General features: G+C 36.6%; 15 protein-coding genes. 5 read left to right on the top strand and 10 right to left on the bottom strand.

Features of this window, described 5'->3' with window-relative positions:
• Positions 1-127 precede the first annotated feature (127 nt).
• Positions 128-910 carry a hypothetical protein gene (locus AC3RV6_RS06760; protein WP_489748686.1) on the bottom strand — a complete coding sequence of 261 codons (783 nt, stop codon included), beginning with the start codon at positions 908-910 and terminating at the stop codon, positions 128-130.
• A 641-nt stretch (positions 911-1,551) separates the two neighbouring features.
• Here AC3RV6_RS06760 and AC3RV6_RS06755 point away from each other — a divergent pair.
• The 5 genes from AC3RV6_RS06755 (at position 1,552) to AC3RV6_RS06735 (ending at position 5,184) form a co-directional block, all read left to right on the top strand.
• A complete protein-coding gene (locus AC3RV6_RS06755; RefSeq protein WP_489748685.1) occupies positions 1,552-1,785 on the top strand; it encodes a hypothetical protein in 234 nt (77 codons plus the stop codon).
• A gap of 619 nt (positions 1,786-2,404) precedes the next feature.
• Positions 2,405-3,400, top strand: a complete 996-nt coding sequence (locus AC3RV6_RS06750) for an excalibur calcium-binding domain-containing protein (protein ID WP_489748684.1) — start codon at positions 2,405-2,407, stop codon at positions 3,398-3,400.
• A 150-nt stretch (positions 3,401-3,550) separates the two neighbouring features.
• Positions 3,551-4,270: a potassium channel family protein gene (locus tag AC3RV6_RS06745; protein WP_489748683.1), complete on the top strand. Its 720-nt coding sequence runs from the start codon at positions 3,551-3,553 to the stop codon at positions 4,268-4,270.
• A gap of 419 nt (positions 4,271-4,689) precedes the next feature.
• Entirely contained in the window at positions 4,690-4,809 is a 120-nt protein-coding gene (locus tag AC3RV6_RS06740; RefSeq protein WP_489748682.1) for a tyrosine-type recombinase/integrase, read from the top strand.
• A gap of 69 nt (positions 4,810-4,878) precedes the next feature.
• Positions 4,879-5,184: a tyrosine-type recombinase/integrase gene (locus AC3RV6_RS06735; RefSeq protein ID WP_489748681.1), complete on the top strand. Its 306-nt coding sequence runs from the start codon at positions 4,879-4,881 to the stop codon at positions 5,182-5,184.
• Between the two features lie 140 nt (positions 5,185-5,324).
• Here the strand turns inward: AC3RV6_RS06735 and rpsA are convergent, their stop codons facing one another.
• The 9 genes from rpsA to AC3RV6_RS06690 all read right to left on the bottom strand — a co-directional run bounded on the left by rpsA (position 5,325) and on the right by AC3RV6_RS06690 (position 13,386).
• Positions 5,325-6,467 (bottom strand): 30S ribosomal protein S1, encoded by a 1,143-nt coding sequence (gene rpsA, locus AC3RV6_RS06730; RefSeq protein ID WP_489748680.1) that lies wholly within the window; start codon positions 6,465-6,467, stop codon positions 5,325-5,327.
• An 81-nt stretch (positions 6,468-6,548) separates the two neighbouring features.
• Entirely contained in the window at positions 6,549-7,133 is a 585-nt protein-coding gene (locus tag AC3RV6_RS06725) for a lysophospholipid acyltransferase family protein (protein ID WP_489748679.1), read from the bottom strand.
• On the bottom strand, positions 7,130-7,807 hold the full coding sequence (gene cmk, locus AC3RV6_RS06720) for a (d)CMP kinase (RefSeq protein ID WP_489748678.1): 678 nt from the start codon (positions 7,805-7,807) through the stop codon (positions 7,130-7,132). The genes AC3RV6_RS06725 and cmk overlap by 4 nt, the downstream gene beginning before the upstream one ends.
• A gap of 92 nt (positions 7,808-7,899) precedes the next feature.
• Positions 7,900-8,538 carry a flagellar brake protein gene (locus AC3RV6_RS06715; RefSeq protein ID WP_489748677.1) on the bottom strand — a complete coding sequence of 213 codons (639 nt, stop codon included), beginning with the start codon at positions 8,536-8,538 and terminating at the stop codon, positions 7,900-7,902.
• Positions 8,539-8,676: 138 nt separating this feature from the next.
• On the bottom strand, positions 8,677-9,960 hold the full coding sequence (locus AC3RV6_RS06710; RefSeq protein WP_489748676.1) for a PepSY1/2 domain-containing protein: 1,284 nt from the start codon (positions 9,958-9,960) through the stop codon (positions 8,677-8,679).
• A gap of 79 nt (positions 9,961-10,039) precedes the next feature.
• Positions 10,040-10,828: a spore cortex-lytic enzyme gene (gene sleB / locus AC3RV6_RS06705; protein WP_489748675.1), complete on the bottom strand. Its 789-nt coding sequence runs from the start codon at positions 10,826-10,828 to the stop codon at positions 10,040-10,042.
• Between the two features lie 80 nt (positions 10,829-10,908).
• Positions 10,909-11,586 carry a glutamic-type intramembrane protease PrsW gene (gene prsW / locus AC3RV6_RS06700; RefSeq protein WP_489748674.1) on the bottom strand — a complete coding sequence of 226 codons (678 nt, stop codon included), beginning with the start codon at positions 11,584-11,586 and terminating at the stop codon, positions 10,909-10,911.
• Positions 11,587-11,650: 64 nt separating this feature from the next.
• Complete coding sequence (locus AC3RV6_RS06695; protein WP_489748673.1) at positions 11,651-12,613, bottom strand: YpdA family putative bacillithiol disulfide reductase; 963 nt, start codon at positions 12,611-12,613, stop codon at positions 11,651-11,653.
• A gap of 2 nt (positions 12,614-12,615) precedes the next feature.
• Positions 12,616-13,386: a metallophosphoesterase gene (locus AC3RV6_RS06690; RefSeq protein WP_489748672.1), complete on the bottom strand. Its 771-nt coding sequence runs from the start codon at positions 13,384-13,386 to the stop codon at positions 12,616-12,618.
• Between the last annotated feature and the right edge of the window lie 82 nt (positions 13,387-13,468).

The raw sequence follows: 13,468 nt of genomic DNA, 5'->3' as shown, positions 1-13,468 counted from the left end.
AATTATTTTTGTCGTTTTCCATTCGCTTCTTATTTCACCCCCAATTTGGCACATCACATCACATCACTATCATTTTCGTGTTTTTAGGCATAGAAAAAGCACTCGATTAGGATGCCAAAAGTAATTACTATATTTCTTCAATGTCACCGTCTGGATATATGATGTAACTTTTCAATAACATTCCCGAACCTAGCACATTGGCGTCGTGTTCTTCTTTTTTAACGTATTCTTTTACGTCTACATATATCAGACTATGCGCTTTACTAATCATGGTTGTTGTATTGTAATTAAAATTAATAACGAAGTGGACTTCATCATCTTTCATTTGTGACACACTATATGACATTGCGTATTCTTCCATGTTTATGCTTTCGGCAATAGTGCTCTTTCGCCATTTACCTGTTATGTCATTTCTGACATCACGAGGTTTTTGCTTTGAAAACTCTGAATAGTCCTTGTCGCTCTTACCAACAATTTTATCCTTTTCCTTCATATCATCCCAAGTAGTTTCTTCCTCTTCTGGCTCTTCCTCTTTCACAGGGACAACTATCTTTTCTTTTTTCTTTGCAACTTCTTCTGTTTTTGGCTGTTCTTTTTCCTCTTCGACAATTTCTATTGGTTCTGGCTTGTCCTCTTTATTTGGATCGTCTACTGTATCCGAGTCTCCTGAAACCTGAATTTGTTCCGTCGGTTCTTCTTCTTGTTCTGCTGCTTTATCGTCAGGTTTATCCATAGTAATAGCAAATGCAATAATCGAGATAAACATTACTACTACTGTTGCTCCAGTAAACTTCAACTGCTTGGTTTGCTGTATTTTATCTTTCTTGATTGCAGACAAAATCACACGTATTATAAAATATAGTATTGCTGGTACAGATAACAATAAAATAATAAACGAAAAAGTATTCAATCTAATCTCCCCCTAACTGACAACATTCGCCAAAAAAGGTGTAAATCCTTTATACACCTTTATTTATCACTCGTTATGTATGGGGCTTGTAGGAGTCGTTCTGTCGTTCGAACGCACCCCTCCTTTAATGGTTCCCCTCATATACACAGACTTCGTATATCAAGCGTATATCAAGGAATCTTTTTCCATCCGTTCTTTTACCTTCTTTTTGGCTGTACGTATAGATTGTTGAACCATGCTCTTGCTACCCCTTAATTCGATTGCGATTTGACGGCTCCATAAAAACAAAATAGCCTTCTAACTCGGATAATCCGCTATTGACTTTGCTGGAAACATATCCGTCAGACTTCCTCAGAAATGCACTAACCCTTGATCGACTTCTGAAATAATGCGATTCTTTCGTCTCTTTATGAACCAGCACTATCTTTTTCCCTGTCTGAATTAAGTCATTATCAAATGCATGATTATTGTTTTCAGTGTGATCACACCACTCAAGATTTGATGCCTTGTTTTTTAAACGGCTACCATCTATGTGATTTATGTATTTTTCACCTGCGACTTTTGGAAAGAATGTGAAATGCTCCCTATTAGGTAGACAGATTAAAAAAGTAAAATCTGTTTATCTAAGGGGAGTCTTTTTTATGGCAAGAAGTAAGCATCCTATTGAAGTGAAATTTAAAATCCTTCATTTATTAGCTGGTGTTTCATTTGTTGCTTACTATAAACGGCTTAATTGTACAGCTCCAGTGAGAGAGTTGGAGAATGAGAAATTGTGGGTAGGTATTCAATTACTTACTCAACAATTGAATGGCATATACGGCTATCGCCGCATGACGTTAACGAGAGTTCGCCAAAGAAGAACGACAAACTACTAAAAGAGGTGAGGAAGAAGCGAAAAAAGAAAAAGTTGAAGCTGAAAGATTAGCGACAGTAAAAGTCAAAAAAGAAGCGAACAAGAAAAAACAAGAAGAAAAGAGTTCAACTGTTCAAGCAAACTCTAAAAAGATTGTTACGGAGTTTTTAAAAGAGGTGATGACAAAATCGTTGAAACTGTAACGAGTGTCGATTTCGATGAAGATGAAAAAACTGTAATGATAACCGTTAAAGGAAAAGATTTCTGGTCAAAAAAATCAATAGGTTTAGCATTTTATGAGGATTCCACTGCTGTGTATCGTGAGTTAGCGAAAGATTAACGCATTGAAGAGGCGTGGCTCACTATAACCTTTCCAATGAAAGATAAATATAGGAATGCGAAGGACGAGGAATTAATGGGTACTTGGATGTCTCGAGAAACAATGGATAAAATCAACTGGAGCAGCTTCAACTATCAAAACTTCATTGATGAATTAGACTAAAAAAGGGTATATTCGCAGTTTTTGCAATAACAACGCCCTACCCAGGGTTTATCTTTTTTAACTATCGCAATCTATTCGGACCTTACATTTTTTACCCAAATATAAATACATAAAACCATAACCAATAGGAGGACTACAGATGATAACGCTCAAAAAGATATTTCCTATTCTACTAGTAACTATTTTATTATTATTTTCTACGTTTCGAGATGCACAAGCTATGGATAAAAATGTTGATATGAAAGATTGGTTAGAAAATACGGCAAACCCTTCTATCAATGATATTGTAAAGAACTTTAATAATTCAGCACAAGAGAATTGGTACGTGAATCTTTCAAACCATCTAATAGAAGTTGATAAAAAAGGAACGGTCGCAAAATTAGCTGTTATGCGTGATGACATTCGCGGCTTGAAGAAAGAAGTAAAAGAAATCAAAACACCAAAGTCAGCGAAGAAAAATGATAAGAAACAAATTAAGTTAATAAAAAAGAATTTAACGAAATCACTTAATCAAACTGATGCAAGCGCTAAAAAAATAATGAAACGTGTCGAGAATGATAAAAAAATTAAAATCGTCAAGGCGCGTAGTAGTGAGCAAAAGAATATGTCCAAAGTAAACACGGCCTTCCTTACGCTTAACGATAATAATGCAGTAGACACTCCCCCACTCAAACTTGTTGATACTGTAAAGATTGATCCAAAAGCCGCAAAAGTAATCATTCAAGATCATGATGAAAAACTAAAAAAGATAGCTGCAAAAAAAGCCGAAGAGAAGAAGAAAAAGGAAGCTATAGCAGCCGCCAAGGCCGAAAAGAAAGCACTTAAAGAAGCTGAAGAAAAGAAGTTAGCAGAAGAGAAAGCGGCTGCCGAGGAAGCAAAAAGACTGGAGGAGGTGCGAAAAGCTGAGGAACTAGCGAAAATCGAGCGACAGAAAGCTGAAGAAGAGGAACAAGCTAGAGTTAAACAACAAGAAGAAGAGAAAAAGAAAGAAGCTGCTTCTGCACCCGTCGAATCCGAATGGTTCCAAAACTGCACTGAATTACGCAAGAAGTACCCAAGCGGTGTTGCCTCTGACCATCCAGCATACCAATCTAAGATGGATCGTGATAAGGATGACTATGCTTGCGAAAAATAAGTTTGTTGTTCCTCCGCCCTACCCAGGGCTTTTCTTGAATAATGATTTTTGAATGGATTTAAGATGAATTGAAAAAGAGTTGATGCTATCTCTACATTGTGTAGAAGGCTTGATGCGATGGAGCGGCTTAAATAAGGGGTGATTAAATTCATGAGGAAAAACAGATTGACTCTGGCATATGAATTAATTATGTTTACTTTAGCTTTAGTATCCGTCTCGTTCATTTGGGTGGAAAACGAAACCTTAAATTTTGTCGATACGGCAATTTTGATTGTTTTTGTACTCGACGTATCTATACGATTTATAAAGAGCGAAAACAAACTGCAATACATAAAGAAAAACCCATTTGACATTATTGCGATCATCCCATTCGACTCTATTTTCAGGCTAGCTAGATTGGTTAGGCTAATTCGTGTAATTCGCGCATTAACAATTGCGAAACGATTCGTTGGTCCCTTCTTTGGTATTTTGAAAACCAACGGATTACAAAGAGTCTTATCATTTGCAGTAGTATTGATTTTCGCTGCCGCTGTGCCTATTCTTTTTATTGAACCGTCTATTAAAACATACGGGGACGCACTCTGGTGGAGTGTGGTAACTGCCACAACGGTGGGGTATGGGGATATATCCGTTGAAACTGGACTGGGTAGAATTATAGCAATAGTTCTTATGGTCTTTGGCATTGGACTGTTAGGAATGGTAACAGGTTCGATAGCAACTTACTTTATCAAAGACGCAAAAAAAGAAGATCCTACTGCCACTTATTTAAAAGAGCAAATAGATAGATTAAGCGAGTTGGACGAAAGGGAAATCGATGCAATTATAGCGATTTTGGAAACGTCTAAAAAACAGTTAAAAACAAGTACATAGCCGCCCTCCCCAGGGCTTTTCTTTCTACCTGAAAAAGAACACATGTTCCTAAGAGAAGCTAATGCCTACTCTGATCCCCTCATATTATAGCGTCTGTCCACGAAAAAGGGAGATAACTATGACAAACATAAAAAACACTAGTAAACCGAAACGTTAATACTCAAAGAAAGAACCAGGAGTCTTTTATTACTTGAACGCCAAAAAGAGAAAAGTTCTGGGGGTTTCGACACCGTTACTATGACGAACTAGGAGATAGACAAGAATAATCTAGTCAGGGATTAGCATCAGAAAACATTGCAATTAGATAATTATTGCAAATTAAGACTGAATTGATTAACGGTAACTCCAAGTGTGTAGATAATTAAATATTAACGATATAAGAATGGCTTGACATTTGGTTTGAAATTCATAAAAACGAATTGGAGATTTCAACTCGTACACAAAGAGAACAAGCCATCGCGCTGCATTTAAAGCCCCTGCTACGCAATTACAAGCTTAATAAACTAACAAGGACACTTTTTATAAGCAAAAGTTCATAAACGCCCTATTAAAGAGTCACGAGCCTAATAGCGTACTGCAATTCCGCCGCGTGTTTAAAGTGGCAATTAATGCAGCTATTGAGTATAAAATTATTCCTCGAAACAGAGTTAATAAGATTGTTATTGCCGATGAGCAAAACAACGCTTACTTCTGCATTTAACCGAACGAATAAAAGTTCAGGCGTTAAACGCATCAGGCCGCACGGTTTACGACATACCCATGCAAGGATACTGATTTCGGCAAGCATGCCCCTTAAAACAATAGCTGAGCGCTCGGGTAACACTCCTGAAGTAATACTAAGCACTTATGGAAATGCACTAAAAAAGTTCGAAGCAAAATCAGTAGAAGCCTTTTCAAAAGCAGTAAATTTATGAGTTTTGGGGGGAGGTTTTTGCAAAATCCCCTCTAACCCCTTGCGCTATAAGGTTTTATGTAAAGAATACATTTTTTACACATAAAAAGATGATGATGCCTTAATGAGCATCATCATCCATAAAGTTTTACTTCTTCAGAATTATTCAGTAAATCTTTTCAACTGGTCTCCGATGACGTCACTTATTGAAAACCCTGTAGTCTCCTCAGATTTTTCATAGTTAGCGTATGAAACTTCGTCTGTATTTTCAACTAAGTCTTTAATGCTTAGTGATAGACGCTCATCTTCCGGATTAACATCAAGTACTTTGACCTCAATTTTTTGGCCCTCTTTTAGTACTTCATCCGGCGTTGCGATATGTTGATGAGAAATTCTTGATATATGGACTAATCCTTCTACACCTGGGAATACCTCTACGAACGCCCCGTATGAGACAAGCCGCCTAACAGTACCTTCAAGTACAGTTCCTTTAGGCGCTCTTTCCTCAATCCCTACCCATGGTCCTGGCAAGGTTTCCTTAATGGATAAAGAAATACGTTCCGAATCGCGATCTACAGTCAGTATCTTTACTTTCACCTTATCGCCTTCTTTTAAAAAGTCAGAAACTTTTTCGACGTGTTCATGAGATAGTTGTGAAATATGAACTAGCCCATCTATTCCACCTACATCTACAAAAGCTCCAAAAGAAGCCAAACGTTGAACCGTTCCTTCTATTACCTGTCCTTCAGCAAGGTTAGCTAAAATTTCACCTTTTTTAGCTTCTTTTCCTTCTTGAATAACAGCACGATGAGAAAGAATTAAGCGGTTTTTTTCTTTGTCTATTTCAACAATCTTGAATGCCATAATTTGTCCTTTATACTCTTCGAAAGACTCTACAAAATGATCCTCTACGAGAGAAGCAGGGATAAAACCACGAACGCCCAAATCGACAACGAGTCCACCTTTAACAACATCTTTCACTTCAGTCTCAATAGTCTCTTTATCATTAAACTTTTTCACAAGTGAATCCCAAGCGTCCTCAGCATCTACTCTTCGTTTTGATAGTACATAGTTATTTTCTTCAATTTTAATTATAATTAATTCAAGTACATCTCCATCAATTACAGCATCTGACGCTTTTTCGATATGCAAACTAGATAGTTCACTAATAGGAATGACGCCATCAAATGGTGCTCCTGTAATTTCAACTACAACAGATTTATCTTCTACTTTTATAACTTTACCTGAAACACGGTTGCCTTCTTTATACTCACCTTGTGCATCAACTTTAAGTTCTTCAGTCATATGTAGTCCTCCTCCATATAAGCTTCTACTTCTATAATATGCGAATACTCATATAAAAACAAAAAATTACACTTAACTTAATTATTTATTCTCTTTAATTAACTTTGCAATTTCCGCCATAATGACAAGAGTTACTTCTTCCGCCGTCGCCTTATTTTCACGATAAGGTATCATATCGATTGGTTTACCATAAACAACTTTCAAGCTCCGCAGTGGTTTGTAAGGACCGATAATTGCACATGGGACAACTGATGCATCTCCACCTCTTAAAGCAAAAAATCCAGCTCCAGCAAGACCTTCCTGCAATTCTCCAGTTTTACTCCGCGTGCCTTCCGGGAATAAACCAACTACATTACCTGACTTAAGTATAGACAAAGCATTTCGGAATGCCTTCCTATCACTCATTCCTCGTTTAACTGGAAACGCATGCACTTTTGGCAGAAGCGTTTTCAAAATCGGCAATTCAAAAAGTTCTTCCTTAGCCATAAAGTGTACAGGGCGCTGACATGTAATACCAACAACTGGTGGATCAAAATTATTAATATGGTTTGTGCAGAGTAGCACACCACCATCTTTTGGAAAATTTTCCCGTCCAATTACCTTAATTCTATAAACAGGATATAACATAGCACTAAAGAGACCTTTACCTAGCGAATAATAACTCATTCAGCTAACCTCTCTTTCGCTAGAGATGATATTTGCTCTGCTACTTCTTCTATTGTCATAGTAGTTGTATCAATTAATATAGCATCATCAGCTTGTCTCAGTGGCGATACCTCGCGTTCACAATCAGCGCGATCACGTTCACTTATTTCAAGTCGTAATAATTCAACCGAAGAATCTATTCCCCGTTTAAGGTTTTCCTTATGGCGGCGGAGTGCTCTTACATCAACTGAAGCCGTCATAAATATTTTTAGTTCAGCATCAGGCAAAACTTCGGTTCCAATATCCCGACCATCCATAACAACACCATAATCTCCGCCTAATATCTGCTGTTTTTTAACCATGAGTTCACGAACACTTTGATGCGCCGCAACTTCGGAAACATTAACTGTTACGCCTGTAGATCTGATTTCCTCAGAAACATCTTTACCGTCAACTATTACAGCTTGGCCTTCGTTTGATGGAACTAATAAAATAGTCATTTCATGAAGCAATTTTACTAGTTTTTCTCCATCAGTAATATGTATGTTTTGCTCAAGCGCCTTATGTGTTAGCGCTCGATACATAGATCCTGTATCAATATAAGTATAGCCTAATTTTTCAGCCGTCATTTTTGCGATTGTACTCTTTCCTGCTGCAGCAGGCCCATCAATTGCAATTTTTATCACTTTAGACACTATTTCTACCTCCTTGATTAATTCGTCAATAGTGTACCATAATTAAAAGAGAAAAGTCCCGTTACGATGGACTTTTCCCTAGTATAGATTTATTAAGAATTCCTCAACTGCAACTGACGTTCAAAACAAAAACGAACAATACGCTGACAATCATCTTCACGGATTTCTATAAATTTAATGGATGCAATCGTACGATTTGATTTTTCCAAAATACGAACAATTTCACCCTTTGCTTGCACATATTTCACCTCTTTGTTCGCGTAAGTTAACACAATCATAAGTTCAACTGAATCCGACTCTTTAAATAGTGAAGGATTTGGTAAGTTGATTGCAATACCGCCGGCACTAATGTCTTCTGTCACTAATTGAGTGTTACTATCTTCCTTTGCGACCGCTACATCTAATAACGCTTCTACCCTAAGGAATTCACGTCTTTGAATTTTTATCAGCTGTTTATCTCCAGGATACAAAAGTTTTAACATGGGGATGCCATTATTTAAACGTCCTATAACTTCTGTTCTAAACGCATATGACATTTTTAAATTGTCAGTAAATGAAACGAGTAGCTGTGTTCCATCCATGAAAAAAGCTGTCCTACCCGTTTCGAGTTGTGTTGGATAGTCAATCATCACAAAGTTTTCTCCAGAGTCGACTACCTTACTTTTGTATTTTTCGGTATCTTCTTCAAAACCTTTATTCATATTAATAAACGTCCCGACAGTTAAAATCATACTAAACACCTACCGTCCTTCATCATAAAAATATTATCTCATGAAAGACATCTTTTTCCAACCATAATTAAATAATTATTCATTATCTAGCACTGACCGCTGATATTACTTCCTTTTATCTTCAAATAAAGAACCCTATTATTGTAGTTCAGTTTTAATTATTTCTGATGTTTCTGTATCAATTACTACTACATAAGTCTCAATTATATTTTCTGTATCCATTGTTACGGTTAAATAATGTGCAAGTCGTTGCTCTAACCTGTCATTTTCAACATAAGCTAGTTCATCTTTCATTACCTTTACATTAGAATGAAAGAAGTTGCTCCAATCCTTTTTCACTATTTCTTGTTTCTCTGTCTTCTCTTTTCTTATATATTCCATGGCATTAAGCCCAATGATACCGCCAGTATCTTTCGCAATTTTCAAATGAATAGCATCCGAAAAAACTTTGGCTTTATATTCTGGTTCTACACGAACAAAAACAAAATGCCAAGCTGTATTATTTTCTCTTGATTCTTGATAAACAAGATCCCCATAACCTGAATCTTTCAGGAAATCCTCTCCCTTTTCTTTAATCACTTTAAATGGTAAGCTTTCCTTTCCAAATGATCTTTCAGCCAAATATGATAAGACATGACCTCCTTTTTCAGTAATATCAATATAGCCAATCGTCTGATTTTCAGCGAAACGAATATGATAAAAAGGATAAGGTGAACCTGGTTTACTACTTTCCACAACTATTGAAGAACTAGATATATCTGGAAACAACTTTTTAAATTTCTCTACCGCTTCTTCTCGCGTAATATTTTTATCAGTCATAGTTTGGAGGTCATTTTTCTTCATTGAATCAGATTCACTTGCAGTAAGCGGAAAGTCACTTTCAGTATATTTCTTCACTGAATTCCCCAGTCCATTCCAATCATGATCAACATCAACTGACTTCAGCTGGTTTGACCAAGTTTCCATACTCATTTTTCCATTCAGCATATTCGCAGTCGCAACTTGCCATTGATCGGCCATTTCACTTAAGTTTCCAGATGCTTGCGTCATCGCCCTATGATATTCCTTGTGGTCACCCATACGCTCCGAATCCTTTGAATAATTCCCTAATCGACCTAGATAATTTATCCATTCATTAGAAAAGTGACGATCAAGTGGCAAAGAACTAACTGAGTTCTTAATGTCTGAAGATAATCTCCAAATATCATCTCTGGCTTCTTTTGAACCAGCAAGTTCATTAAAAAGCAAAGTTTTCTTTACCGCTATATCTAGTTCTTCAAGTTTTTCTGAAGCATCAGACATTTTTTTTGCATATTGACCATTTAATAAATTAGACAGATCTTTGTTTTCATTAACTTTCCCGAAAGAGAATATCGATAGTGCAGCAATCGAATAAACTAATACAAATATTATTTTTTTCATATTTTAGCAAAATATAACCGGAATGATTTATGTTCTCCAGAAACATCCGCTTTCCTTCCTCCCTTCATATGTTTTACAGTTAATTACAAAATATGTGTAAACCAATTTTTTTAATTTGCGGACGTGACCAAATCCATTTACTAGTCGCAGTAATCGGATTGAAATAGTAAATCGCATTTTCTGATGGATCCCAACCATTTATCGCATCAAGTACCGCTTCAGTTGCACGTTCATTTGGTTCAAGCCATATCTGTCCGTCTGAAACAGCTGTAAATGCACCTGGTTGAAAGATTACAGAACCGACAGTATCCGGAAAGGACGGGTGTTCAACACGGTTCAAAATAACAGCAGCTACTGCAACTTGCCCTTCGTAAGGTTCACCACGCGCTTCACCATAAACCGCATTTGATAATAGTTTTAAGTCTTGTTCTGAATATTTCGAAGGTAAATGCGCTTCCTTCTTAGTCCCAGATCCTTTTTTAACTTGTGAGGCGAGCGGCGTTCCACCGTAGTGAGTAAACTTGTTCCCTTTTTTTATATTATCCTTTACAAACTTCTCATCAAAATTCGAAACGTTAACAAGTTTACTTTTGGTTTTTGCTCCTGCAACTCCATCTACGGGAAGTCCGTAATTTTCTTGAAATTTTCGTAGAGCCCAATATGTGCCATAACCAAACTTACCGTCAATAGTACCTGTATACAGACTGATATATTGAAGCCTTGACTGTAGCTCGATTACATCATCACCAAATGAGCCCTGATGAAGTTGTTGTGAAGTAAATGCACCTGTTTGTATCGGCGAAATAATATACACACTACCGAGAAGAAGTAATACAATCACTAGATGAATTGAAAACTTTTTCAACAAGATTCCTCCTTTTTATTTAGCTTGTCCAATATCAAGTAATTTATGACATAAAAAAAGACCTGGCATTTGCCAAATCTCTACTACTTCATATCCGCTTTCCGTCTAAACTGTTGCATGGCAAAAGTATGTGCATATTTTACTCGTGTCAAACCAAACCACCATAAGAAAAGCATAAAAGGAATAATCAAATATAAAAAAAGTTCTTGGATGGCAAAAATTGTATTATATATAAAGTGCAAAGTATACGGCGCAAGAAATGCTAGGAGGAGATACTTCTTTTTGGCAGACTCTTTAGCAAATTTTGCCCGCCCAAAATAATAACCAAGGACAACACCGAATAATGCATGGCTAGAAACGGGTAATAATGCGCGGATAAAAGCAATATCAGTTCCGTATGTTAAAAGATAAAGAACATTTTCAACTGTTGCAAAACCTAAAGATACACTCGCTCCGAACAGAATACCATCATATACATCTTCAAATTCAACATGCCTATAAATTACTAGAAGTAAAATTAACCATTTAAAGAATTCTTCAAGACCACTTGTAAAAACAACATTACTTAAAAAGTTATTCGTGAACACCGCTTCTTCTTCAAAAACGTGTTGTATAAACATAATCGGAAATGTCATAATAGCGCCATACAAAAAAGTCTGAAATAACATATGCGAGGGTTCTTTTGCAATTTGTTTCCGTAAATAGAAGTAACTAAATAACGCTAACCCTGGCGCAATTGCTACTGTGAGAAGTATAAACATGTTAACCCTCCTACACGTAATATTGTATCATTGTTTACGAAATAAGAGGACCACGTCTAATTAGTTAACTTTGCGATTCAATCGCGCGTGCAATGATGCCCCCGTGAAGTTTTCCATTTTCAATAAAAATCTCATTCGCATTTTTCCCCGCCGCAATTACACCAGCAATATAAAGCCCTGTAACGTTCGACTCCATCGTATCTTCGTTGAAAGTAGGAATACCAGTCAATTCATCTATCGCAATTCCTATATGTTTAAGAAACGCATAATCCGGATGATAGCCAGTCATCGAAAACACATAATCATTAGGAATTTCAATAGAATTTCCGTTATTTTCTATCGTAATAGAGGATTCAGCAATCGCCGTCACCGAAGATTCAAACTTCATCTTTATACCACCACTATTAACTAAACTAACAAAACCCGGTAAAATCCAAGGCTTCACACTTGGTGAATAATCAGATCCTCGATAAACAACAGTCACTGAAGCACCTGCGCGCTCAAGCTCAAGTGCTGCATCTATTGCTGAGTTTTTACCACCAATGACAACCACCTTTTTTTGAAAGAACGGGTGGCCTTCTTTAAAATAATGAAATACATTAGGTAAACTTTCACCTTTAATTCCTAACATATTCGGATTATCATAGTAACCTGTAGCAACTACAATATTGTCAGCTCGATATTGTTGTTTACACGTTTCAACTCGGAATCCTTGCGGGGTTTTCTTAATTACATTTACCTGCTCGAAATTATTCACTTTTATATTTTTCATTTTCGTCACTTCACGATAATAGACAAGTGCATCATTACGTTTAGGTTTATCTTTTGCAGTAATAAACGGAATGTCTCCAATAGATAACTTAATACTCGTGCTAAAAAAGGTTTGATGTGTTGGATAGTTATAAAGCGAATTAACGATATTTCCTTTTTCTATCACTAGCACATCTAAACCTATATTCTGTAACTCAATCGCTGTTGATAGCCCACAAGGACCTCCCCCAACAATGATGACATCTTTGTGTAACATTTTTACAACCCCTCAACTTCTTTGGCTCTATAATTTAGCGTAATAACATGACATTCAGGTGGTGCTCCTAACCTAAACGGAACCGTTGAAGTGCCATAGCCATTGCTTATTAACTTGCCTCGATTGCCGTTCACTACAAAGGATCCTCTTTCAAATAAGCCATATTTCCCCCATCTAATTTGTCCGCCATGTGTATGCCCAGCAATCATTATAGCTGGTTGTAATAACCCTTCAATCGTTTGCAACACTTTAGGTTGATGACTCACACAAATCACATGGTCATAACGGTCAATACCACTTAGAGTAGAATCTATATCTGTTTTTCTAGTAGACGGATCGTCCGTTCCACATATTCCCCAACCAAAGTGATTAGGAACTCTTTCATTTTCATTGTCTAGAATCTTTCCATTAAACCGGTCGATAATATCACGAATTCCCTGTTCTCCAGCCTCACGATCGTTATTTCCCCAGATGTAATACACTGGGCCTAACTTGGCCAAATTACCAACGTTTTTTGATATACGCGATAAAGGGACGCCTCTTTCCGCTAAATCGCCACCTATAATTACAATGTCGACTCCATAACCAATTTTATTTAATAATTTTGTATCTATTTTACGTCGATGAATGTCTGAGATGAAAAAAATCTTTAAAGTAGAATCACATTCCTCATCATCAACATTCAATTTATGTTGAATAACATTTCTTCTTTTTGCACTTACAAACATGAGGGCGAATAATATTGTAAAGCATAAGATAAGTGCTCCTAACATTTTTTTAATCGTAATCGTTTGCCACCTTCCAACTTTATTTAAAAAAGTTTTTTATAAGACCTATAAAATATTTTGCCACGAA

The organism is Sporosarcina sp. So3-204 (assembly GCF_058068165.1).
Note: the sequence above shows the minus strand (reverse complement) of the source record. Positions and strands in the feature narration are given on the sequence as shown.